Origin of the sequence: Streptomyces sp. NPDC056628 (assembly GCF_042792555.1) — a bacterium.
Taxonomy (GTDB): Bacteria; Actinomycetota; Actinomycetes; order Streptomycetales; family Streptomycetaceae; genus Streptomyces.
The window spans coordinates 71,406-93,786 of record NZ_JBHTWG010000008.1 but is presented as its reverse complement, the minus strand read 5'-3'; the positions used below and the strand labels follow the sequence as shown (position 1 = coordinate 93,786).

Here is a 22,381-nt window from a genome sequence, read left to right as displayed (position 1 = left end):
TCATCGGCGGCGCCCTTTCGGCAGGGTGGGCGGACACGTCATCGGCGGCGCCCCTTCGGCAGGCCGAGCAGGCGCTCGGCGATGATGTCCCGCTGGATCTCGTTCGTGCCCGCGTACAGCGGCCCGGCCAGCGAGAAGACGTACCGCTCGGCCCACTCGGTGTCGGCCGCCTCGCCCTCGGGGCCGAGCAGATCGAGGGCGGTCTCGTGCAGCGCGATGTCGTACTCCGACCAGAACACCTTGTTCAGGCTGGACTCCGGGCCGATCGATCCGCCGTCCGCGAGCCGGGAGACCGCGGCGCAGGCGAACAACTGGTAGGCGCGGGCCCCGATCAGCGCGTCGGCCACCCGGGCCCGCGCGCTCTCCGGTTCGCCCCGCGCCCGCCACAGCCGGTGCAGCCGGTCGGCGCTCGCGAGGAAGCGGCCGGGGGAGCGCAGCATCAGACCGCGTTCGTTGCCCGCCGCGGCCATCGCGATCCGCCAGCCCTCGCCGGGCTCCCCGATCACGTCGTCGTCCGGCACGAACACGTCGTCCAGGAACAGCTCCGCGAAGGCCGGACTGCCGTCCAGCCGGGCGATCGGACGGACCGTCACGCCCGGGGCGCGCAGGTCGAACATCACGTGGACGAGCCCCTGGTGGGGCCGCTCGGCATCCGGGTCGCAGCGGAACAGCCCGAACGCCCGGTCCGCGAACGCGGCACGCGAGGACCAGGTCTTCTGCCCCGACAGCAGCCAGCCGCCGGACACCCGGACGGCCTTCGACCGCAGGGCGGCCAGGTCCGAGCCCGCCTCCGGCTCCGACCACGCCTGCGCCCACACCACCTCCCCGGTGCCCATGGGCGGCAGCACCCGCGCGCGCTGCTCCTCGGTGCCGTGCGCGAAGAGGGTCGGGGCGAGCAGGCTGATGCCGTTCTGCCCGACACGGCCCGGTGCGCCCGCCGCGTAGTACTCCTCCTCGAACAGCAGCCAGCGCGCCGGCGGGGCGTCCCGGCCGCCGTACCGGGCCGGCCAGTCGACGACCGACCAGCGGCCGGCGGCCAGTTCGGCCTCCCAGGCGCGGTGCGCGGCGAAGCCCTCCGCGGTCTCCAGCGACGGCAGCGGACGGGCCGGCACATGCGCCCGCAGCCAGGCGCGGGCCTCGGCGCGGAACGCCTCGTCGGCGGTGGAGTACGTGAGGTCCACGGCCGTCCCCCTCCCTACGGACGAGCGGAGCCTTCCCTGACGGTCTTCCCTAACAAGTGTTTGGTAGGTTAGCGTGCTGCCATGACACCCGTCGAGGCACCGGCGTACGTTCCCGGGCACGGACTGCTCCGCGGGCGCACGGCCGTCGTCACCGCGGCGGCGGGCACCGGCATCGGCGGGGCGACCGCCCGGCGCCTCCTCCAGGAGGGCGCGCGGGTGCTGATCAGCGATCCGCACACCCGGCGGCTCGAGGAGCACCGGGCGCGGCTGGCCCGCGAATTCGAGGACGCCGTGACGTCCGCGGTGTGCGACGTCACCGACGAGTCCCAGGTACGCGCCCTGTTCGACACCGCGGAACGGGCGCACGGCCGGCTCGACATCGTCGTCAACAACGCGGGGCTCGGCGGGACGGCACCCCTGGTCGACATGACCGACGCGCAGTGGACGCAGGTCCTCGACGTCACCCTCGGTGGCACCTTCCGCTGCACCCGGGCCGCCCTGCGCCGGATGCGCGCCACCGGCGGCGTCATCGTCAACAACGCCTCCGTCGTCGGCTGGCGCGCCCAGGCCGGGCAGGCCCACTACGCGGCCGCGAAGGCCGGGGTGATGGCTCTGACCCGGTGCGCCGCGATCGAGGCCGCCGCGTACGGGGTGCGCGTCAACGCGGTGGCGCCGAGCCTGGCCCGGCACCCGCACCTGGCCCGCGTGACGACCCCCGAACTGCTGGAGGAACTCACCGCCCGCGAGGCGTTCGGGCGGGCCGCCGAACCCTGGGAGGTGGCCAACGTGATCGTCTTCCTCGTGTCGGACTACTCCTCGTACATGACCGGGGAGACCGTCTCCGTCAGCAGCCAGCACGCCTAGGACGACCGACGACAATGGACCGGTGCCGACCAAGAAGAAGGAACCCCAGGTGACCGCCGCGGCCGCCCGACGCCGTGAACTCCTCGACACCGCGGCCGAGGTCTTCGCCGAACAGGGCTACAACGCGACCACCGTCCGAACGATCGCCGACCACGCCGGCATGCTCGCGGGCAGCCTCTACTACCACTTCGACTCCAAGGAGTCGATGCTCGAGGAGATCCTGCGGACCTTCCTCGACGAGCTGTGGGCCGGCTACGACGCCGTCCTGGAGGCCGGGCTGGGCCCCCGCGAGACGCTGGAGGCGCTGGTCACCGAGTCGTTCCGGGAGATCGACCGGCACCGGGCCGCCGTCGCGATCTACCAGAAGGAGAACCGGCAGCTCGCCGCCCAGCAGCGGTTCGCGTTCCTCGCCGAGTCGCAGCGCCGGTTCGAGAAGGCGTGGCTGTCGACGCTGGAGCGCGGCGTCGCGGCCGAGGTGTTCCGGCCCGACCTCGACGTCCGCCTGACCTACCGGTTCGTCCGCGACACCGTGTGGGTCGCCGCGTCCTGGTACCGGCCCGGCGGACAGCACAGCCCCGAGGAGATCGCCCGGCAGTACCTGTCGATGGTGCTGGACGGGATCGCCGTACGTGAATAGCCCCTAGACGGCAGGGAGTCGCCATGGCCGAGGCCTACATCGTCGAAGCGGTCCGTACGCCCGTCGGGCGGCGCGGGGGAGGGCTCGGCGCGGTCCACCCCGCCGACCTGGGCGCCCACGTCCTCACCGCGCTGCTCGGCCGGGCGGACGTCGACCCGGCCGCCGTCGAGGACGTCGTCTTCGGCTGCCTGGACGCGGTGGGGCCGCAGGCCGGCGACATCGCGCGGACCTGCTGGCTGGCGGCCGGACTGCCCGAGGAGGTGCCGGGCGTCACCGTGGACCGGCAGTGCGGCTCCTCGCAGCAGGCCGTCCACTTCGCCGCGCAGGCCGTGCTGTCCGGCACCCAGGACCTGGTGGTCGCGGGCGGCGTGCAGAACATGTCGATGATCCCCATCGCCTTCGCCACCCGGCAGGCCGCCGAACCGCTGGGCCTGACCGAGGGCCCCTTCGCGGGCAGCGAGGGCTGGCGCGCCCGGTACGGGACCAAGCCGGTCAACCAGTTCGCGGGGGCCGAGATGATCGCCGCGAAGTGGCGGATCGGCCGGCGCGAACAGGAGGAGTTCGCGCTGCGCTCGCACCGGCGGGCGCTGCGGGCCGTCGACGAGGGCCGCTTCGAACGGGAGATCGTGCCCTACGGGCCGGTCGCCGTGGACGAGGGGCCGCGCCGGGACACCTCGCTGGAGAAGATGGCCGCGCTGCGGCCCGTCGTCGCGGGGGGCACCATCACCGCGGCGTGCTCCTCGCAGGTCTCCGACGGCGCGGCGGCGATGCTGCTCGCCTCCGAGCGCGCGGTGCGCGAGCACGGGCTCACGCCCCGGGCCCGGGTGCACCACCTCTCGGTGCGCGGCGAGGACCCCGTGCGGATGCTCACCGCACCGATCCCCGCCACCGCCCACGCCCTGAAGAAGACCGGCCTGCCGATCGACGCCATGGACCTCGTGGAGATCAACGAGGCGTTCGCACCGGTCGTCCTCGCCTGGCTGAAGGAGACCGGCGCCGACCCCGACCGGGTCAACGTGAACGGCGGCGCCCTCGCGCTCGGGCATCCGCTCGGCGCGACCGGCGTGAGGCTGATGACGACGCTCCTGCACGAACTGGAGCGCACGGGCGGCCGGTTCGGGCTGCAGACCATGTGCGAGGGCGGCGGACAGGCCAATGTGACCATCATCGAGCGGCTCTGAGCGCCCGTCAGCAGCCCCCGACCCGCCCCCGCGCCTCCTCGGCCTCCCGCATGATCCGGGCCACGAGGTCCGCGCACGACGGCAGGTCGCCGATCACCCCGGCGACCTGCCCGGCGGCCATCACCCCCAGATCCGTCCGGCCGTCCACCATGGCCGCCCGCAGCAGCATCGGCGTGTTCGCGGCCAGCAGGACCTGGCTCCACGTCAGGTCCTTGCCGTGGCGCAGCGCGCGGCCCTCCCGGACCATCCGGCACCAGCCGGTGCCCGACAGCGCCCGGTAGCCGGCCGCCGCGCGGACCGCCCGCGCCAGCGCCCGCACCCGGCCGGAGTGCTCCAGCGCGTCGACCAGATCCGTGCGCAGCATCCGGTGCGGCAGCCCGTCCACGGCCCGCGTGACGGTCACGTCCCCGACGGCCGCCGCCAGATAGCGCGCCTTCACCGCGTCCGGCACCGTCGAGTCCGAGGTGAGCAGGAACCGCGTCCCCATCGCGACCCCGGCCGCCCCGTAGGCGAGCGCCGCCACCAGGCCCCGCCCGTCGAAGAATCCGCCCGCCGCCACGACCGGTATCCGCACGGCGTCGACCACCTGCGGCAGCAGCACCGTCGTCGCCACCGCGCCGGTGTGCCCGCCGCCCTCCGCGCCCTGCACGATCACCGCGTCCGCGCCCCAGCCGGCGACCTTCTCGGCGTGCCGCCGGGCGCCCACGGTGGGGACGACCAGCACCCCTTTCTCCTTGAACCGGGCGATCAGCTCCGGGGAGGGCGCGAGAGCGAACGAGGCGACCCGCACCCCCTCGGCGATCAGGACGTCGGCCCGGTCACCGGCGTCCGGGGCGTCGGCCCGCAGGTTCACCCCGAACGGCGCGTCCGTACGGGACCTGACCTCGCGCACCGCCTCGCGCAGCCGGTCCACCGTCATCGTCGCCGACGCCAGGACGCCCAGCGCCCCCGCGTTCGCCGCTGCCGCCACCAGGCGCGGGCCCGCCACCCAGCCCATCCCCGTCTGCACGACCGGGTGCCGCACCCCGGTCAGCCGGGTCAGTGCCGTCTCCATCACCCGGCGACCTCCCTCGCCCGGGTGTTCCCGGGGTCGACGACCTCGCGGATCAGCCGCAGTTCGGCCGCGGACGGCGACCGGGTCACCGCCACGTCACCGGCCACGGCCAGATCGAAGGAGGTGGCCTCCCGGACCTGCTCCACGGTGACGCCCGGATGCACCGAGACGAGCCGCATCGTGCGGCCGGGTGCGCCGAAGTCGAAGACGCCGAGGTCGGACACCACCCGCCGCAGACAGTGGTACCGGGCGCCGGCCGCGTGGTCGTGGCCCACCCCGCACACCATGTCGACGCGCTCCACGAAGACCCGCCGCGAGTGCCGGGGCACCCAATAACTCGTCGGATTGTTCAGGGTGTTGACCGGCGCCCCGCGCACCCCCAGCAGCTGGCGCACCGGCCGCTCCCAGGGGCCGACGCACGAGATGTTCTGGTTGCCGTGGCGGTCGATCTGGCTCGCGCCCATCATCACGTGCCGGCGGCCGCCGGTGACCAGCGTGAGGTGCTGCCGGTACGGCAGCCACCCCTCGACCGTGCCGTCCGGTGTGACGAGCAGGGCCTCCCCGTCCGTCAGCAGCAGCTCCGGCGCGAAGGTGAGCCGGGCGAGCCGGGCACCGATGGACGGGATCAGGCCCATGGGGCTCGCCAGCACCTCCCCGTCGCCCCGCCACTCCTCCGCGCACGCGATCACGCAGTACTCCGCGCGGGAGACCTCCGTCATGGCCGCCCCCCGGCCGCCGCCGCCCGGTACGCCCGTTCGTCGCCGCCGAGGTAGCGGGCGGCGAACTCCGGCCACGGCGTCGTCGCGTACGTCCGCTGGAACTCCTCGTCCCGGCCGTAGTCGGGGGCGCAGGACGTGAAGTGCGCGCCGCCCGGCGCCTCAATCACGCCCGTGACCCTGTGCCGCTTGACCAGCAGCGACTGCGGGGGCCCGCCCTTGGACAACTCGGCGGTGCCGACGAGCCGTTCACAGGAGACGTACGCCGTGTCCGCCGCCTCGCAGAACAGGTCGTCGAAGTACGGGTCGGGGCCCAGATACTGCCCGTTGCCCCGCCGGTCGGCGCGGTTGACGTGCACGAGGGCCACGTCGAGCCGCAGCGCGGGCATGGCCACGAACGTCTCCCCGTCGTCGTACGGCGAGGTCACCGTCCGCAGGCCCGGGTTGACCCGCATCACGTCGGAGCCGAGCCCGGCCCGCACCGGCAGGAACGGCAGCCGGTTCGCCGCCGCGTGCAGCCCCCACAGGAACATCGCCTCGTCGACCTCCGTCAGGTCGAGCTCCCCGCGCTCGCGCGCCGCGCGGAAATGCGGTTCGAGGGGGAGGGAGTCCAGCGTCGCGAACGGGGCGACCAGGCGGCGGATCCGGCCCGCCGCCGCCAGCATCCCGACGTCCGGGCCGCCGTACGACACGACGGTCAGGCCCGTGACCTCGGACCGCAGCAGTGCCCTGACCAGGGCCATCGGTTTGCGGCGCGAGCCCCAGCCGCCGATCCCGACCGTCATGCCGTCCCGTAACCGGGAGACGGCCTCGTCGGCGGTCATCGTCTTGTCCCGCATCTACGCCCCCTCCGTCCCTCGCGTTCCCGGCGCACCGAAGCCGGCCCGCACCCGCTCGGCGACGCCGCTGAGGGCCGCCTCGAAGGTGAAGCCCTGCTCGAAGCGGTAGCCGCGGCGCACGTCGACCGGGTCGATGCCGTTGAGCGCGGCCTTGGCCAGGCGCAGCAGCCGCCCATCCTTCGCCGCGATCTCCCGGGCCAGCTCCAGGGCGGCGGACGGCAGTTCGGCGCGCGGCACGACCCGCCACACCGAGCCGTGCGCGTGCAGCTCGGCCGCGGTGGCCGTGCGCGCGGTGTAGTACAGGGCGCGCAGCAGATGCCGCGGGACCAGCCGGGCCAGATGGGTGGCCGCGCCCAGCGCGCCCCGGTCCAGCTCGGGCAGCCCGAACACGGCGTCCTCGCTCGCCACGATCGCGTCCGCGTTGCCCACCAGGCCGATGCCGCCGCCCAGGCAGAACCCGTGCACCGCCGCCACGACCGGCACCGGGCACTCGTACACCGCCGCGAACGCGTCCGCGCACGCGTGGTTGACGCCGATCAGCGCGTCGTGGCCGCCGCGCTGGAGCTCCTTGATGTCGACCCCGGCGTTGAACCCGCGCCCCTCGGCCGTCAGGACGACACAGCGGACCCCCGGGTCGCGGCCGGCGGCCCGCAGGGCGTCGGCCAGGGCGGACCAGCCGTCCACCGGCAGGGCGTTCACCGGTGGGAAGGCGACCGTGACGACGGCGATTCCCTCGTGGTCCGTCCCCTTTCCGGGGGACGAGGTGGAGACACCCATGGCCGCATCAGCTACCTTTCCACCAAACGTTTGTTAGGTGGAGGGTAGCGGGGCATGGGACTGGACGGGAAGGTCGTGGTCGTCACCGGCGGCACCCGCGGCGTCGGCGCCGGGATCGCGCGGGCCTTCGCCGAGGCCGGCGCGGAGGTGCTGACCTGCGCCCGCCGCCCACCCGAAGCACCCTCACCGGGCGCCGAGTTCGTCCCCCTGGACCTGCGCGACACCGGGGCCGTCCAGGACTTCTTCGGGGCGCTGCCACGCCTCGACGTCCTCGTCAACAACGCGGGCGGCACCCCGTACCGGCGGCTCACCGACGCCGGCGCCGAGCGGCACGCGCGCGTGATCGAGCTGAACCTCCTGGCCCCGCTGACCGCGTCCCTGGCCGCCCACGAGCACCTGGCCCGCGCGCGGGGCTCCGTCGTGATGATCGGCAGTGTCAGCGGCGGCCGGCCCTCACCCGGCTCGGCGGCGTACGGGGCCGCCAAGGCCGGGCTGGAGAGCCTCGCCCGGTCCATGGCGGTCGAGTGGGCACCGCGCGTGCGGGTCAACACCCTGGTCGTCGGCATGGTCCGCACCGAGCGGTCGGGCCCGCACTACGGAGGCGACACCGGTGCCGCCCGCGTCGCCCGCACCGTCCCGCTGGGCCGCCTCGCCGACCCCGCCGACGTCGGAGCGGCCGCCGTCTTCCTCGCCTCCGACGCCGCCGCCTACATCAGCGGCGCGAGCCTGCTCGTGCACGGCGGCGGCGAGCGGCCCGCGTTCCTGGACGCCGTGACCGACACCGACGGAGGCATGCCATGAGCGGGATCTGCACGGGACGGGTCGTCGTCGTCACCGGCGCGGGCCGGGGCCTGGGCCGCGCGCACGCGCTGGCGTTCGCCGCCGAGGGCGCCCGCCTGGTCGTCAACGACCTCGGGGTCGGCCCGGACGGCACGGCGGCCGACGGCGGCCCGGCCCGGCGGGTGGTCGACGAGATCCGCGCGGCGGGCGGCGAGGCCGTCCCCCACACCGGTGACGTGGCCACCGCCGGCGGAGCGGCGTCCCTGGTCACGACGGCCCTGCGGACGTACGGCCGGCTCGACACCCTCGTCAACAACGCGGGCTTCCTGCGCGACCGGATGCTGGTCAACCTCGCCGAGGACGACTGGGACGCGGTCGTCCGCGTCCACCTCAAGGGCCACTTCCTGCCCCTGCGGCACGCCGCCGCGCACTGGCGCGCGGAGACGAAGGCGGGCCGCGTCCCGGCCGCCCGCGTCGTCAACACCAGCAGCGGCGCCGGCCTGCTCGGCTCCCTCGGACAGGGCGCCTACAGTGCCGCGAAGGCCGGGATCGTGGGCCTCACCCTGGTCGCCGCCGCCGAGCTGGCCCGCTACGGCGTCCAGGTCAACGCGATCGCCCCGGCGGCCCGCACCCGGATGACCGAGGACGTCTTCGCCGAGACCATGGCGGCGCCCGGCACCGGCTTCGACGCGATGGCCCCCGAGAACGTCTCCCCGCTGGTCGTCTGGCTGGGCTCGGCGGCGAGCACCGGGGTCACCGGCCGGGTCTTCGAGGCGGAGGGCGGCCGGATCACCGTGATGGAGGGCTGGACGCCGGGCCCGACGGCGGACAAGGGGGCCCGGTGGACCCCCGGGGAGGCGGGGGAGACGGCACGGACGCTGCTGCGGGAGGCGACACCCCCGCGCCGCGTGTACGGGACCTGACCGCGCGCTTCCCCTGTCAGGTGTCGCACTCCAGGACCGTCCGGCACAGCCCGCACCGGGCGCGGACCCGCCCCCGCACCGGCACCCGGATCCGCTGCTGACACGTCGGGCACGGGAACGACACCCCGAGCGGCTCCCGGTCCTGCGGGGTGAACGCGTACGGCACCCCCGGCCGCTCCCCGCCCTCCCGTTGCTCCCGCGCGCGGCGCCGGTCGTGCGCGTAGCGCCGGCGGCCCGCCCAGCCCGCGGCGGTCAGCGGAGGCTGCCGCGCGTCCTCACGCGCCCGGTCCATGCCCTTGCCGTACGCCGTGTACGCCTGCGGACTGGTGAACCACACCGACGGGTCCTCACCGAACAGCAGCGACCGCTTGGCGAGGACGTACCCGAACTCCTCCGGCGTCAGATAGCCCAGCTTCTGCGAGGACGCGGAGTCCTCCCGGTAGGCGTCCAGCAGCAGCCAGCCCGCGCCCAGGTACGTGGTCACCGTGTCCGTCAGGATCTCGTTGTCCCGGGTACCGGGGAACGACAGGTCCAGCCGGTGCAGATACACATGGGCCACCTCGTGCGCCAAGGCCGCCCCGATGTCCCGCCGATGCGTACGGAAACGGTCGTTCAGCTCGACGAAGTACTCCGGGCCCGCCGTCAGTTCGACGTTCGCCGCATGGCTCATCTCCCGGAATCCCACGACCAGGCGCGCGTCCGGCAGCCGGAAGTGCCGCACCAGCTCGCGGGCCACCCGCTGCGCCCCCAGATGCAGGTCGTCGAGGTCGCCGAACGCCACGTCGGCGGGCGCCACACTGGCCGCGAAGGTCCGCACGGTCTCGTACGACAGACGCCGGTAGAGCGCGGTGATCGACGCCCGCACCGTGTCCAGGTGCGGAAAGCCGTGCTCGACCGGTCCGCCGTTCGCCACGCCGCACCCCCTGGACGTCTCGAACCCGATTCCACTCTACGGGGAGGTGAGGGGGATTTCCCCGGCGAGGTTCCACACCCCCGGCGTGAGATCCGTCCTTGCCACACCACCCGGCCGATCTTCATACTGCGGGCCGCTCAACACGCCATGAAAGGACGTATGTTGACCCAGAGTCCGCCGAAGAGAACCGGCATATCCCTGGCCACCCGAGCCGCGGCGGTGGGCGCCGTCGCGCTCGCGGCCGCCTCGCTGCAGCCCCTCACCGCGCACGCCGAGACCCGCGTCGTCGGTGGAACGACCGCCGCGCAGAACGAGTTCCCGTTCATGGTCCACCTCTCCATGGGCTGCGGCGGGGCGCTCTACAAGAAGGACGTCGTCCTCACCGCCGCCCACTGCATGGACGGCTCCGGCCCCAACACCGGCATCACCGTCACCGCCGGCGTCAACGACCTGAACTCCTCCTCCGCGATCAAGGTCAAGTCGACCAAGGTCAAGGTGGCCAGCGGCTACGACGGCACCGGCAAGGACTGGGCGCTGATCAAGCTGGCCCGGCCGATCGACAAGCCGACGCTGAAGATCGCCACCACGGACCGCTACAACCGCGGCATGTTCACGATCGCCGGATGGGGCGACACCCGGGAAGGGGCCGGCACGGGCACGACCAAGCTCCGCAAGGCCACCGTCCCCTTCGTCGCCGACCGTACCTGCGAGCGCCACTACGGCGACCGGCTGGTGTCGAAGGAGGAACTGTGCGCCGGCTGGCAGAGCGGCGGCATCGACACCTGCCAGGGCGACTCCGGCGGCCCCATGTTCCGCAGGGACGACGCCGGCAAGTGGATCCAGGTCGGCATCGTCAGCTGGGGCGACGGCTGCGCCCGCACGGGTGTGCCCGGCGTCTACACGGAGGTCAGCCACTTCGCCAAGGACATCGCCCGCGCGGCGGACGCCCTGTAGGACGGCCGCCGGGCCCGCTCGCACGGGCCGCAGGAGCGCACCGCGTCCCGCGCCGACCGGGGACGCGCCCTCCAGCTCCGGCAGCCACACGTCGTTGACGCCCTCCCGCGGGACCGGCCCGGGCACGTACGGCGCACACCGGGGCCCGCGGACCAGGAGCGGCCCAGGCGGAAGCCGGCGACCCACACGGACCCGCGGGTCCTCCGGCAGCTCCAGCCGGGCGTCACCGGCGCCCGCACCACGACGGTGCCCCGGCACAGCCCCGGGGCACCGTCCCGGGCACCCCGCCCGACGCCACCTCCCGCCCCGCCCCGACGCCGTCCGGCGCCGCCAGCCGCAGAGCCCGCGCGCCCGTACGCCGGGCGGACAGGGCCGCTCGTGCAGGACGCCCCCGGTCATCCCCCCGACCCCGCCGATCCCCCCCGTGATCGGGTGAACGGACCACCCACCCGCCCCGTAGGCTGGGCGCCCATGACCAGCAACACGTCACCCGACGCCGTCGACCCCGCCGTCCGCGAGGAACTCGCCCGGCTGCGCGACAGCATCGACAACATCGACGCGGCCGTCGTCCACATGCTCGCCGAACGCTTCAAGTGCACCCAGCAGGTCGGCCACCTCAAGGCCCGCCACCAGCTGCCGCCCGCCGACCCGGCCCGCGAGGCCCGCCAGATCGCCCGGCTGCGCACCCTCGCCGAGAACGCGAAACTCGACCCCGCGTTCGCCGAGAAGTTCCTCACCTTCATCATCGCCGAGGTCATCCGGCACCACGAGAGCATCGCCGTCGACAACACCACCGGCGCCACGCCCGCCGCGAACGGGTCCGGCCCCGGCGAGTGACCGCGGGGCGGCGCCGCCCCGGTCCGGTACCGGCTCCGCCCCCTCAGCCCCACACCCTCCCCGGTGAACCGGACATCACGCCCGTACCGGGCCTCCTCTGTGCCTGACCGGCGGCATCAGGCAGCATGTCGTTCATGTCCGTACTGACGCGCGACGAAGCGCAGACCCGTGCCCAGCTCCTCGACGTCCACCGCTACACGATCGCACTCGATCTGACCACCGGGGACGACACCTTCGACTCGCACACCGTCATCGCGTTCACCACGCGCGCCGACGCGGACACCTTCATCGAGCTCAAGCCGGCCCAGCTGCGCTCCGTCACCCTCGACGGCCGCCCCCTCGACCCGGAGACCCTGGACGGCAACCGCCTCCCCCTGAAGGGCCTCACCGCCGGGGAGCACGAACTGCGGATCGACGCCGCCATGCGCTACTCCCGCACCGGCGAGGGCATGCACCGCTTCACCGACCCCAGCGACGGCGAGACCTACGTCTACACCCAGCTGTTCCTCGACGACGTCCAGCGCGTCTTCGCCGCCTTCGACCAGCCCGACCTCAAGGCCGTCTTCGACCTGACCGTCACCGCCCCCGACGGCTGGACCGTCCTCGCCAACGGCGTCACCGAACACCTCGGCGACGGCCGCTGGCGCGCCGCCACCACCCCGCTGATCTCCACCTACCTCGTCGCCGTCGCCGCCGGCCCCTGGCACTCCGCGCGCACCGAGCACCGCGGCCTGCCCTTCGGCATCCACTGCCGCCGCTCCCTGGCCCCCTACCTCGACGCCGACACCGAGGAACTCTTCGAGATCACCCGGCAGTGCTTCGACCGCTTCCACGAGAAGTTCGAGGAGCCCTACCCCTTCGACTCCTACGACCAGGCGTTCGTCCCCGAGTTCAACGCCGGCGCCATGGAGAACCCCGGCCTCGTCACCTTCCGCGACGAGTTCGTCTACCGCTCCGCCGTCACCGACACCGAACGCCAGACCCGCGCCATGGTCATCGCCCACGAGATGGCCCACATGTGGTTCGGCGACCTCGTCACCCTGCGCTGGTGGGACGACATCTGGCTCAACGAGTCCTTCGCCGAGTACATGGGCTACCAGATCTGCTCCGAAGCCACCCGCTTCACCGACACCTGGACCGACTTCGGCGTCGCCCGCAAGGCCTGGGGCTACGACGCCGACCAGCGGCCCACCACCCACCCCGTCGCCCCCGAGAACGTCGACGACACCGCCTCCGCCCTGCTCAACTTCGACGGCATCTCCTACGCCAAGGGCGCCTCCGCGCTCCGCCAGCTCGTCGCCTGGCTCGGCGAGAAGGACTTCCTCGCCGGTATCAACACCCACTTCGCCCGGCACAAGTTCGCCAACGCCGCCCTCGCCGACTTCATCGACTCCCTCGCCTCCGCCACCGAACGCGACGTCCACGCCTGGGCCGACGCCTGGCTGCGCACCACCGGCGTCGACACCCTCACCCCGGCCGTCACCCCCGGCGAGAACGGCACCTGCGCCCTCACCGTCGACCGCGCCGGCAGCCGCCCCCACCGCATCGCCGTCGGCCTCTACGACCAGGACCTCGGCGCCGACGACGGCCACCTCACCCTGCGCGAACGCCTCGACCTCGACGTCCCCCGGAGCGCCCCGCTGCCCGTCGGCAAACGCCCCGCGCTGCTGCTCCTCAACGACGGCGACCTGACCTACGCCAAGGTCCGCTTCGATCCCGCGTCCTTCGAGACCGTCCGCAAGAGCCTCGCCGGACTGCCCGACCCGCTCACCCGCGCCGTCGTCTGGAACGCCCTGCGCGACGCCGTCCGCGACGGCGAACTCGCCCCCCTCGCCTACCTGGAGGCCGCCCGCACCCACCTCCCGCGCGAACACGACCTCGCCGTCGTCCAGGGCGTCCTCGCCTTCGCCGCCGGGCACATCGCCGATCGCTACCTCACCCCCGCACAGCGGCCCGGCGGACTGGCCCTGCTCGCCGGCCTGTGCCGCGACCTCATCCGCCGCACCGAGGACGGCGACAACCCCGGCCTGCGCCTGATCGCCGTACGCCACTTCATCGACGTCGCCGCCCACCCCGAGACCATCGCCGCCTGGCTCGCCGACGGCACCGTCCCCGGCGGACCCGAACTCGACCCCGACCTGCGCTGGCGCGCCCTCGCCCGGCTCGCCGTCCTCGGCGCCGTCGACGAGGACGCCATCGCCGCCGAACTCGACCGCGACCCCAGCGCCACCGGCCAGGAGGGCGCCGCACGCTGCCGGGCCGCCCTGCCCGGCGAGGAGTCCAAGGCCCGCGCCTGGGACGCCATGTTCGGCTCCGACGACCTGTCCAACTACCTGTTCACCGCCACCGCCCAGGGCTTCTGGCAGCCCGAACAGGCCGACCTGGTACGGCCGTACGTGGCGCGGTACTTCCAGGACGCGCCCACCGTCGCGGCCCGCCGCGGCCCCGCCATCGCCGACGCCGCCGGCCGCTACGCCTTCCCCGCGCACGCCGTCGACACCGAGACCCTGCGGCTCGGGCAGACCTGCCTGGACGACGCCGACCCCGCCCCGGCCCTGCGCCGCCGGCTCGCCGACCACCTCGACGACCTCGCCCGGGCGCTGCGCGTCCGGGAAGCACAGGGCGACTAGGACGCGGCGGCAGGGGGTGCCGGTTCCGCCGGCGCCCCCTACTCCGCCGAACGGGCGACACGCCGTACGACACGCACACCCCGTGCGGGAATACCCCCTTTCGGGTTCCGGTCAGGGGGCTTTCCGGGTGCCGTCGCCCCACCGGGTCCAAGCTGGAGGTCCTTCTCGTCCAGCGCGCCCGGGAGGACACGATGAGCACGCCCTCACCGCTCGCCTCAGGCCCCGAAGGCCCCGAAGCCCTGCGGCCGATGCTCGACACCGTGCTCACCGCGCTCGACACGGGCACCCGCGCCCGCGGCGGCCCCCTGCCCGCCGGCGGCCCTCGGGCCGTCACCGCCCGCGTCCGGGCCGCCCTCCCCGACGTCCTGCCCGAGCGCGGCGACCCCGACGCCCTCCAGCGCCTCGTCCACACCCTCGCCGAAAGCTCCGCCGACCCCGCCGACCCGCTGTGCGCCGCCCACCTGCACTGCCCGCCCCTCGCCGTGGCCGTCGCCGCCGACCTCGCCGCCAGCGCCCTCAACCCCTCCCTGGACTCCTGGGACCAGGCCCCGGCCGCCTCCGCCCTGGAAGCCCTCGTCACCCGCGCCCTCGCCGACGAGATCCACCCCCCGCCCGCGACCCCCGACGCCCTCATGACCACCGGCGGCACCGAGTCCAACCAACTCGCCGTCCTCCTCGCCCGCGAGACCCAGGGCACCGGCGCGCGCCTCCTGCACGGCGCCAACGCCCACCACTCCCTGCCCCGCGCCGCCTGGCTGCTCGGACTCCCCGAACCCGTCACCGTCCCCGCACCCGCCGGCGTCCTCGACCCCGCCGCCCTCGACGAAGCCCTCACCCGGCTCCCCGGCCCCCACCTCGTCGCCGCCACCGCCGGAACCACCGACGCCGGACTCATCGACCCGCTCCCCGAGATCGCCGCCCGGTGCGCCGCCCACGGCGCCCGCCTCCACATCGACGCCGCCTACGGCGGAGGCCTGCTGTTCAGCGACCGCCACCGCCACCGGCTCACCGGCCTCGACGCCGCCCACACCGTCACCCTCGACCTGCACAAACTCGGCTGGCAGCCCGTCGCCGCCGGACTCCTCACCGCCCGCGACCCCGCCGACCTGGCCGCGCTGCACCACCGCGCCGACTACCTCAACGCCGACGACGACACCGACGCCGGCCTGCCCGACCTGCTCGGCCGCTCCCTGCGGACCAGCCGCCGGCCCGACGTCCTCAAGATCGCCGCCACCCTCGCCACCCTCGGCCGCGACGGGCTCGGCCGGCTCGTCGACCAGGTCTGCGACCGCGCCGCCGACCTCGCCGACCTCGTCGCCCACCACCCCGGCTTCGACCTCTACGACCAGCCCACCATCAGCACGGTCCTGTTCCGGCCCGCGCACGCCACGGACACCGCCGTCGCCGCCGCACGCCGCCGGCTCCTCGCCGACGGCCGGGCCGTCCTCGGCCGCGCCCACGCCGACGGGCGCCTCTGGCTCAAAGCCACCCTGCTCAACCCGCGGGCCCGCCCCGACGATCTGGCCGCCCTCCTGAAACTGGTGGAAGGAAACACCCCCGGATGACCCCGCAGTCCCAGCCCCGGCGCCCCGCCCCCGACGCCCCCCGCGACCTCGTCGGCATCGGCATCGGCCCCTTCAACCTCTCCCTCGCCGCCCTCGCCCACCCCCTCGCCGAAGTCGACGCCGTCTTCTACGAACAGCGCCCCGCCTTCTCCTGGCACCCCGGACTCCTCCTCGACGGCGCCCGCATCCAGGTCCCCTTCCTCGCCGACCTCGTCACCCTCGTCGACCCCGCCAGCCCCTGGTCGTTCCTCAACCACCTGCGCACCCGCGACCGGCTCTTCCCCTTCTACTTCGCCGAGCGCTTCCACATCCAGCGCGCCGAGTACGACGCCTACTGCCGCTGGGTCAGCGAGAACCTCCCCGGACTGCACTTCGGCCACCACGTCGACGCCGTCCGCTTCAACCCCGAACGCGACGTCTTCGAGGTCGACCACATCCGGCGCGACCCCGACGGCGGCACCGAGGAACTCAGCCGCACCTACGCCCGCAACATCGTCGTCGGCATCGGCACCGAACCCGACGTCCCCGACGCGCTCCGACCCCTCGTCGACGCCCCCGGCGTCCCCGTCGTCCACGCCGCCGACTACCTCACCCACCGCGACACCCTGCTCGCCGCCGACCACATCACCGTCGTCGGCTCCGGACAGTCAGGCGCCGAGATCTTCCTCGACCTGCTCCGCCGGCGGCCCGCCGGACGCGAACGGCTCCACTGGCTCGGCCGCACCGAGTCCTTCGCCCCCATGGAGTACTCCAAGCTCGGCCTGGAGCACTTCACCCCCGACTACACCCGCTACTTCCAGAGCCTCGCCGAACCCGTCCGCGACCGGCTCGTCGCCTCCCAGTGGCAGCTCCACAAAGGCATCGACGCCGACACCCTCGCCGCCATCCACGACGAGCTCTACCGCCGCACCCTGGACGGCGGCTGGCCCGACACCGTCCTCACCCCCGGTGTCGCCGTCCGCACCGCCGGACGCCTCGCCACCACCAAGATCGAACTCCATCTGGAGCACCCCGACCAGAACGCCCGCACCCGCCTCACCACCGACGCCGTCGTCCTCGCCACCGGCTACCGCGAACGCCCCCTGAACCGCCTCCTCGCCGGCCTCGACCCCTACCTGCGCCGCGACAGCCAGGAACGCCCCCGCGTCGACGACGCCTACCGCCTCCTCATGGACCCGTCCGTCACGAGCTCCGGCTGCCACGTCTACGTCCAGAACGCCGAACGCCACACCCACGGCGTCGGCACCCCCGACCTCGGACTCGCCGCCTGGCGCAGCGCCACCATCCTCAACTCCGTGACCGGCAAGGAGACCTACCCCCTGCCCAACCGGACCGCCTTCACCACCTTCGGCCTAAAACAGCAGGAGCCCCGGATCCCGCGAGCGCGGCGCCCCGAGGCACTGACACCGCTCACCGACGGGATCCGGGGCTCCTGAGAGCCACCGTCAGAACACCGGAGTGCCCTCACGGGTCAGCTTCCAGTCCACCGACGCGAAGTCCTTCGGATCCAGCACACCCTTCGCGGTCACCCACTCCGCGATCCGGGTCCGGATCTCCGTCGACTCCGACCACAGCTCCTGGGCCGACGCCACATGCGGGAACGCCCCGCCACCGTTGGCCCGGTAGTTGTTCACCGCGAACACGAACTTCTGCGCGTCGTCCAGCGGCGCACCCTGGTACGACAGGTTCCTGATCCGCTTCCCGGCCGGCTGCGCGATGTCGATGTCGTACGACAGCCCCGACACGTAGTCGTAGTTGTAGTCCGGCCGGTTGTTCGCGTTCGTCAGCTTCTCCACATCCACCGGCGCACCCGCCGCCGTCTGCGCGAAGTACCCCGCCGAGAACTCCAGGTACGCCCTGACCTGCGCGCCCGTCATCAGCTTCGCGACCAGCGTGTTGTCGTACACGTACAGGCTCGACAGATCCCGGATCGTCACGTCACCGGCCGGGATCTCCGACGTCCGCGAGAACGGCGACGCCTGCGAGATCACCGGCAACGCGGCGTACTCCGTACCCGCCAGCGCCGCCTTCACCACGTCCTCCTGGACCTTGGTGATCAGATCGATGATCGGGGCGTCCTTGTACCGGGCGTCCACCGTCGTCAGCGTCTCGGTCGCCGAGCCGACGACCTGGTTGACGTACTCCACGACCAGGTCGTGGTCGTCCTTCAGCAGCCGCGTGATCCGCGGGTCGTCCGCAACCGTCCTCGAGTCCCGCAGCGACGCCCTGACCGACTCGACCTTCCAGCAGCCCCGCTCGAGGACCAGCTCGAAGTCGAACACCGACAGCCGCTGCGCGTAGCACAGCGGCTCCGACAGCACGACCGTCCGGCCCGTCTTCTCGTTCGTGACCCGCAGCTCCGCGATCTCCGTGTGCGCGTGCCCGACGAGGATCGCGTCGATCCCCGGCACCTGCTGCGCCACCAGCGCCGCCGAGTTCTCCACGTACGGCAGCTGGTCACCGTACGACGACGTGCCCGACGCACCCGAGTGCGCCGACACCACGACCACGTCCGCGCCCATCGACCGCAGCCTCGGCACCCACTTCGCCGCCTGCTCCTCCAGACCCGGGAACACCAGCTTGCCCTCGACGTACGCCTTGTCCCAGATCGCGATGCCCGGGTTCGTCAGACCCAGCACCGCCACCTTCACCGGCGGCGCGCCCGGCACATGGAACTTCTTGATGAAGTACGGCGGAAAGGCGGGCTTCAGCGTCCTCGCGTCCAGCGCGTTCGCACCCAGCAGCGGGAAGTCGCACTGGGACTCGAACTTGCGCAGCGTCTCGATGCCGTAGTTGAACTCGTGATTGCCGAGGGCCACCGCGTCGTACCCGATCGCGTTCATCGCCGCCGCCATCGGGTGGACCGGGCCGCCCTTCGCGGTGATCGGGTCGACCTTCGCGTAGTAGTACGTCAGCGGGGTGCCCTGGATCGTGTCGCCCGCGTCGATGAGGAGCGTGTTGCCGCGCCCCTTCTCCTTGCGGACCTGGTCGACCAGCGTCGAGACCCGCGACAGGCCCCTCGCGTTGCCCGCGGTGTCGGAGTACTCCGCGTCCTTGAAGTAGTCCCAGTTGAAGACGTTGCCGTGCAGGTCCGTCGTGCCCAGCACGCTCAGCGCGTACCGCTTCTTCTTCGGCCCCGTCGCCTGCGCCGGCTGCGCGGCCTGGGCCGCCGGGGCGCCCACCGCGCCGGCCACCGCCACTCCCGCTCCGGTCACGGCCGACTTCTTCAGGAACTTCCGGCGGTCCAACGGCATGAGTGCATCTCCCCGGGGGAAAGGGCCAACAACGCGCGTAGATTCTGACCTGAGCACGGCAGCCGGCAACAGCCCCCACAGGTTTCGAATTGATGACCCGCCGGGCTCGTAACCGAGCAAGCGATGACAGAGTGGGACGTATGGCCACCCCTTCAGAGGACCCCCAGCCCGCCGCCCCCTACGGAACCCCCGACGCCCCCCGCATCGCCGTCCGCGGCGAGGCCCACCTCGAAGTCGACCCCGAGATCGCCCGCATCGGCGTCACCGTCACCTCCCGCGGCAAGGACCGCCGCACCGCCCTCGACGACCTCACCCGGCGCAACACCGCCGTCCTCGACCTCGTCAAGAGCTACGGCGACGCCGTCGAACGCCTGGAGACCGGCGCCTTCTCCCTCAGCCCCGAACTGAAGGACAAAGGCCGCGGCGAACGCGTCCACGCCTACCACGGCAGCGTCCACCTCACCGCCGACCTCACCGACTTCACCGCCCTCGGCGAACTCACCACCCGACTGGCCGACTTGGACCTCACCCGCGTCGACGGCCCCTGGTGGGCCCTGCGCCCCGGCTCACCCGCCCACCGGCAGGCCCGGCAGCAGGCCGTCCGCGAGGCCGTCCAACGCGCCCGCGAATACGCCGAAGCCCTCGGGGCCGGCCTCGCCGCCCTCGTCGAACTCGCCGACACCGGCTCCGACAGCCCCGCACCGCCCCGCGGCGTCCGCACCCGCTCCCTGGCCTACGGAGCCGCCGAGGACGCCCCCGCCGCACCCCTCGACCTCGAACCCCAACGACAGCACGTCACCGCCCAGGTCGACGCCCGCTTCACCATGACCCCGCCCCGGCTGTGAGACCTCGCGCATTCCCCGGATCCCCCGATGGGGTGCCCCGGAATTGCTCATCGGAGCACCCCGCCGCACAATTCAACTCTTGTCAATAACCCTTCAGGTCGTCACTCGCGGCCAATCCACTACCCGCCGGTAAGTCATAGAGTCGAACCATGCGCCGAGCCAAGATCGTCTGCACCCTGGGCCCCGCCACCGACACCTACGACCGTATAAGGGAACTGGTCGAGGCCGGAATGGACGTCGCCCGGTTCAACCTCAGCCACGGCACCCACGCCGAGCACGAGGAGCGCTACCGGCAGGTCCGCAAGGCGTCCGACGAGACCGGGCACAGCGTCGGCCTCCTCGCCGACCTTCAAGGCCCGAAGATCCGGCTCGGCCGCTTCACCGAAGGACCCGTACTCCTCGAACGCGGCGACACCTTCACCCTCACCGTCGACCCGGCCGCCGAAGGCGACCGCCACCAGTGCGCCACCACCTACGCCGGCCTCGCCGCCGACGTCACCCCCGGCGAACGCATCCTCGTCGACGACGGCAAGGTCTGCCTCGAAGTCACCGCCGTCGACGGCCCCCGCGTCCGCACCACCGTCGTCGAAGGCGGCATCGTCTCCGACCACAAGGGCCTCAACCTCCCCGGCGTCGCCGTCTCCGTCCCCGCCCTCTCCGACAAGGACGAGGACGACCTGCGCTGGGCCCTGCGCACCGGCTTCGACGTCATCGCCCTGTCCTTCGTCCGCTCCGGCCGCGACATCGACGACGTCCACCGCATCATGGACGAGGAGGGCCGCCGCCTCCCCGTCATCGCCAAGATCGAGAAACCCCAGGCCGTCGACGCCCTCGACGACATCGTGGCCGCCTTCGACGGCATCATGGTCGCCCGCGGCGACCTCGGCGTGGAGGTGCCGCTCGAACAGGTGCCGATCGTCCAGAAGCGCGCGATCACACTGGCCCGGCGCAACGCCAAGCCCGTCATCGTGGCCACCCAGATGCTCGACTCCATGATCGACCACTCCCGGCCCACCCGGGCCGAGGCGTCCGACGTGGCCAACGCCGTCATCGACGGCACCGACGCCGTGATGCTCTCCGGCGAGACCAGCGTCGGCAAGTACCCCGTCGAGACCGTCCGCACCATGGCGAGGATCGTCGAAGCGGCCGAGGAGGACCTCCTCTCCCAGGGGCTGCCCCCGCTGACCGAACACAACAAGCCCCGCACCCAGGGCGGCGCCGTCGCCCGCGCGGCCGCCGAGATCGGCGACTTCCTCGTCGCGCGCTTCCTCGTCGCCTTCACCCAGTCCGGCGACACCGCCCGCCGCCTCTCCCGCTACCGCTCGCCGATCCCCCTCCTCGCCTTCACCCCCGAGCCGGCCACCCGGTCGCAGCTGAACCTGACCTGGGGCGTGGAGACGTTCCTCGGGCCGCACGCGGACTCCACGGACGCGATGGTCGACCAGGTGGACGAACTGCTCCTCCAGTACGGCCGCTGCCGCAAGGGCGACACGGTCGTCATCACGGCGGGCTCCCCACCGGGAGTCCCGGGCTCGACCAACCTCGTCCGCGTCCACCGCATCGGCGAGGCCGACACCCCGAACTGACGGTCAGTACTTGGGGCCCACGTGGGCGTCCATGAGGGTTACGGATGCTTTGCGGGCGATGGAGACGGTGAACGGGTCGCTGCCGCGTGCGAGGGTGGTCCACCGCACGCCGAGCTTGTCGAGCGTGTCGGTGAAGAGTCTCCGGATGTCGTCCGACCTGTTGGCCAGGAGATAGCGCGGATACTCGTACCGCTTGCGCTCGCCGGCGACCAGCCGGGTGGTCCAGTTGGTGATGCGGCAGCCGTCGGAGTGGATCAGCCCTCGGACGAACTCCCAGGGGTGATCGTCGACGATCTCCTGCTGCCACGGTGCGAGGGCGATGGTCCGCTCGTGCTTGTGGCCCGGCCCGTGCTGCGGGAACAGACAGGGGAGATGCTTCGAGTACACCTTCACGTTCCGGCAGCCCGTCTTGCGGACGCGGCAGACGGCGTTGTCGGGGAACACGGCACGCATGGCTCTCTCGCAGGCGTCCATGAGACCCGGCCACGACTCGGCACAGGTGATCATGAGGTTCGGGACGCGATGTGCTGAGTAGTGGCTGATGTGCCCGTCGCCGAGATAGAGGCCGAGCAGGTAGGCGTAGGCCGGCCGGTCGAGATCCCGGCCGTCGCACCGGGGGCACTTCGGGTCGTGCCGGCCGGGACACTCGCCGCGCTGCGTGCGGTCCAGGTGCTTCCAGTAGCCGATCGTGCCGGGAGCGATCGCGAGGTGACGTGCCACGTCCGCGTTGCTCGCACCGGCGTGCAGAAGAGCGAGAGCTTTGGCTCGTACGGCAGTGCCATGCGCGTTCATATGGCCACTCTGTGTCATGGATGGTGACAGTGAGCAGCAAAAAGCGGATGTTC

20 protein-coding genes are annotated in these 22,381 nt (G+C 73.1%); 12 read left to right on the top strand and 8 right to left on the bottom strand.

The window, feature by feature from the left end; all coding sequences use genetic code 11:
• Positions 1-38 precede the first annotated feature (38 nt).
• Positions 39-1,181 (bottom strand): acyl-CoA dehydrogenase family protein, encoded by a 1,143-nt coding sequence (locus ACFRAC_RS13615; RefSeq protein ID WP_382924056.1) that lies wholly within the window; start codon positions 1,179-1,181, stop codon positions 39-41.
• A gap of 81 nt (positions 1,182-1,262) precedes the next feature.
• Here ACFRAC_RS13615 and ACFRAC_RS13610 point away from each other — a divergent pair, with 81 nt between their 5' ends.
• The 3 genes from ACFRAC_RS13610 to ACFRAC_RS13600 are packed head-to-tail and all read left to right on the top strand — an operon-like array spanning position 1,263 to position 3,863.
• A complete protein-coding gene (locus ACFRAC_RS13610; protein WP_382924055.1) occupies positions 1,263-2,045 on the top strand; it encodes an SDR family oxidoreductase in 783 nt (260 codons plus the stop codon).
• Positions 2,046-2,067: 22 nt separating this feature from the next.
• On the top strand, positions 2,068-2,682 hold the full coding sequence (locus ACFRAC_RS13605; protein ID WP_361342893.1) for a TetR/AcrR family transcriptional regulator: 615 nt from the start codon (positions 2,068-2,070) through the stop codon (positions 2,680-2,682).
• A gap of 23 nt (positions 2,683-2,705) precedes the next feature.
• Positions 2,706-3,863, top strand: coding sequence for an acetyl-CoA C-acetyltransferase (locus ACFRAC_RS13600; protein ID WP_382924054.1), 1,158 nt, complete (start codon positions 2,706-2,708; stop codon positions 3,861-3,863).
• A 7-nt stretch (positions 3,864-3,870) separates the two neighbouring features.
• Here ACFRAC_RS13600 and ACFRAC_RS13595 read toward each other — a convergent pair whose 3' ends face one another.
• From ACFRAC_RS13595 to ACFRAC_RS13580, 4 genes are read right to left on the bottom strand one after another with little or no spacing between them, the layout of a single operon-like run.
• Positions 3,871-4,917 carry an NAD(P)H-dependent flavin oxidoreductase gene (locus ACFRAC_RS13595; protein WP_382924053.1) on the bottom strand — a complete coding sequence of 349 codons (1,047 nt, stop codon included), beginning with the start codon at positions 4,915-4,917 and terminating at the stop codon, positions 3,871-3,873.
• Positions 4,917-5,636 carry a CoA-transferase subunit beta gene (locus ACFRAC_RS13590; protein ID WP_382924052.1) on the bottom strand — a complete coding sequence of 240 codons (720 nt, stop codon included), beginning with the start codon at positions 5,634-5,636 and terminating at the stop codon, positions 4,917-4,919. Before ACFRAC_RS13590 ends, ACFRAC_RS13595 begins: the two co-directional genes overlap by 1 nt.
• A complete protein-coding gene (locus ACFRAC_RS13585; RefSeq protein WP_382924051.1) occupies positions 5,633-6,472 on the bottom strand; it encodes a CoA transferase subunit A in 840 nt (279 codons plus the stop codon). Before ACFRAC_RS13585 ends, ACFRAC_RS13590 begins: the two co-directional genes overlap by 4 nt.
• Positions 6,473-7,249, bottom strand: a complete 777-nt coding sequence (locus ACFRAC_RS13580) for an enoyl-CoA hydratase family protein (RefSeq protein WP_382924050.1) — start codon at positions 7,247-7,249, stop codon at positions 6,473-6,475.
• Between the two features lie 54 nt (positions 7,250-7,303).
• On the opposite strand from ACFRAC_RS13580, the gene ACFRAC_RS13575 reads away from it, so the two are divergent.
• Entirely contained in the window at positions 7,304-8,050 is a 747-nt protein-coding gene (locus tag ACFRAC_RS13575; RefSeq protein ID WP_382924049.1) for an SDR family oxidoreductase, read from the top strand.
• Positions 8,047-8,952, top strand: a complete 906-nt coding sequence (locus ACFRAC_RS13570; protein ID WP_382924048.1) for an SDR family oxidoreductase — start codon at positions 8,047-8,049, stop codon at positions 8,950-8,952. Before ACFRAC_RS13575 ends, ACFRAC_RS13570 begins: the two co-directional genes overlap by 4 nt.
• 16 nt (positions 8,953-8,968) lie before the next feature.
• Here ACFRAC_RS13570 and ACFRAC_RS13565 read toward each other — a convergent pair whose 3' ends face one another.
• Positions 8,969-9,865, bottom strand: coding sequence for a hypothetical protein (locus ACFRAC_RS13565; RefSeq protein WP_382924047.1), 897 nt, complete (start codon positions 9,863-9,865; stop codon positions 8,969-8,971).
• Between the two features lie 159 nt (positions 9,866-10,024).
• On the opposite strand from ACFRAC_RS13565, the gene ACFRAC_RS13560 reads away from it, so the two are divergent.
• The 5 genes from ACFRAC_RS13560 (at position 10,025) to ACFRAC_RS13540 (ending at position 17,287) form a co-directional block, all read left to right on the top strand.
• Entirely contained in the window at positions 10,025-10,819 is a 795-nt protein-coding gene (locus tag ACFRAC_RS13560; protein ID WP_382924046.1) for a S1 family peptidase, read from the top strand.
• A 471-nt stretch (positions 10,820-11,290) separates the two neighbouring features.
• On the top strand, positions 11,291-11,656 hold the full coding sequence (locus ACFRAC_RS13555) for a chorismate mutase (RefSeq protein ID WP_382924045.1): 366 nt from the start codon (positions 11,291-11,293) through the stop codon (positions 11,654-11,656).
• A 134-nt stretch (positions 11,657-11,790) separates the two neighbouring features.
• Complete coding sequence (gene pepN, locus ACFRAC_RS13550; protein WP_382924044.1) at positions 11,791-14,286, top strand: aminopeptidase N; 2,496 nt, start codon at positions 11,791-11,793, stop codon at positions 14,284-14,286.
• Between the two features lie 191 nt (positions 14,287-14,477).
• A complete protein-coding gene (locus ACFRAC_RS13545) occupies positions 14,478-15,851 on the top strand; it encodes a pyridoxal phosphate-dependent decarboxylase family protein (protein WP_382924043.1) in 1,374 nt (457 codons plus the stop codon).
• On the top strand, positions 15,848-17,287 hold the full coding sequence (locus tag ACFRAC_RS13540) for a lysine N(6)-hydroxylase/L-ornithine N(5)-oxygenase family protein (RefSeq protein WP_382924042.1): 1,440 nt from the start codon (positions 15,848-15,850) through the stop codon (positions 17,285-17,287). Before ACFRAC_RS13545 ends, ACFRAC_RS13540 begins: the two co-directional genes overlap by 4 nt.
• A 9-nt stretch (positions 17,288-17,296) precedes the next feature.
• Here ACFRAC_RS13540 and ACFRAC_RS13535 read toward each other — a convergent pair whose 3' ends face one another.
• On the bottom strand, positions 17,297-19,105 hold the full coding sequence (locus ACFRAC_RS13535; RefSeq protein WP_382924041.1) for a bifunctional metallophosphatase/5'-nucleotidase: 1,809 nt from the start codon (positions 19,103-19,105) through the stop codon (positions 17,297-17,299).
• A 140-nt stretch (positions 19,106-19,245) separates the two neighbouring features.
• Here ACFRAC_RS13535 and ACFRAC_RS13530 point away from each other — a divergent pair, with 140 nt between their 5' ends.
• Both ACFRAC_RS13530 and pyk read left to right on the top strand, forming a co-directional pair.
• Positions 19,246-19,950, top strand: coding sequence for an SIMPL domain-containing protein (locus ACFRAC_RS13530; protein WP_382924040.1), 705 nt, complete (start codon positions 19,246-19,248; stop codon positions 19,948-19,950).
• Between the two features lie 149 nt (positions 19,951-20,099).
• Positions 20,100-21,536: a pyruvate kinase gene (pyk, locus tag ACFRAC_RS13525; protein ID WP_382924039.1), complete on the top strand. Its 1,437-nt coding sequence runs from the start codon at positions 20,100-20,102 to the stop codon at positions 21,534-21,536.
• 3 nt (positions 21,537-21,539) lie between these two features.
• On the opposite strand, the gene ACFRAC_RS13520 is transcribed toward pyk, so the two are convergent.
• The gene (locus ACFRAC_RS13520) at positions 21,540-22,328 is read right to left on the bottom strand and encodes a helix-turn-helix domain-containing protein (RefSeq protein ID WP_382924038.1); all 789 of its coding nucleotides are present in this window, start codon (positions 22,326-22,328) and stop codon (positions 21,540-21,542) included.
• Between the last annotated feature and the right edge of the window lie 53 nt (positions 22,329-22,381).

Bases quoted from the DNA above. Each gene is read 5' to 3' on its own strand.
- ACFRAC_RS13530 (WP_382924040.1), top strand. From the start codon at position 19,246: ATGGCCACCCCTTCAGAGGACCCCCAGCCCGCCGCCCCCTACGGAACC.
- ACFRAC_RS13575 (WP_382924049.1), top strand. From the start codon at position 7,304: ATGGGACTGGACGGGAAGGTCGTGGTCGTCACCGGCGGCACCCGCGGC.
- ACFRAC_RS13600 (WP_382924054.1), top strand. From the start codon at position 2,706: ATGGCCGAGGCCTACATCGTCGAAGCGGTCCGTACGCCCGTCGGGCGG.
- ACFRAC_RS13520 (WP_382924038.1), bottom strand. From the start codon at position 22,328: ATGAACGCGCATGGCACTGCCGTACGAGCCAAAGCTCTCGCTCTTCTG.
- ACFRAC_RS13595 (WP_382924053.1), bottom strand. From the start codon at position 4,917: ATGGAGACGGCACTGACCCGGCTGACCGGGGTGCGGCACCCGGTCGTG.
- ACFRAC_RS13585 (WP_382924051.1), bottom strand. From the start codon at position 6,472: ATGCGGGACAAGACGATGACCGCCGACGAGGCCGTCTCCCGGTTACGG.
- ACFRAC_RS13560 (WP_382924046.1), top strand. From the start codon at position 10,025: ATGTTGACCCAGAGTCCGCCGAAGAGAACCGGCATATCCCTGGCCACC.
- ACFRAC_RS13540 (WP_382924042.1), top strand. From the start codon at position 15,848: ATGACCCCGCAGTCCCAGCCCCGGCGCCCCGCCCCCGACGCCCCCCGC.
- ACFRAC_RS13545 (WP_382924043.1), top strand. From the start codon at position 14,478: ATGAGCACGCCCTCACCGCTCGCCTCAGGCCCCGAAGGCCCCGAAGCC.
- ACFRAC_RS13590 (WP_382924052.1), bottom strand. From the start codon at position 5,636: ATGACGGAGGTCTCCCGCGCGGAGTACTGCGTGATCGCGTGCGCGGAG.
- ACFRAC_RS13610 (WP_382924055.1), top strand. From the start codon at position 1,263: ATGACACCCGTCGAGGCACCGGCGTACGTTCCCGGGCACGGACTGCTC.
- ACFRAC_RS13555 (WP_382924045.1), top strand. From the start codon at position 11,291: ATGACCAGCAACACGTCACCCGACGCCGTCGACCCCGCCGTCCGCGAG.
- pepN (WP_382924044.1), top strand. From the start codon at position 11,791: ATGTCCGTACTGACGCGCGACGAAGCGCAGACCCGTGCCCAGCTCCTC.
- ACFRAC_RS13570 (WP_382924048.1), top strand. From the start codon at position 8,047: ATGAGCGGGATCTGCACGGGACGGGTCGTCGTCGTCACCGGCGCGGGC.
- ACFRAC_RS13580 (WP_382924050.1), bottom strand. From the start codon at position 7,249: ATGGGTGTCTCCACCTCGTCCCCCGGAAAGGGGACGGACCACGAGGGA.
- pyk (WP_382924039.1), top strand. From the start codon at position 20,100: ATGCGCCGAGCCAAGATCGTCTGCACCCTGGGCCCCGCCACCGACACC.
- ACFRAC_RS13535 (WP_382924041.1), bottom strand. From the start codon at position 19,105: ATGCCGTTGGACCGCCGGAAGTTCCTGAAGAAGTCGGCCGTGACCGGA.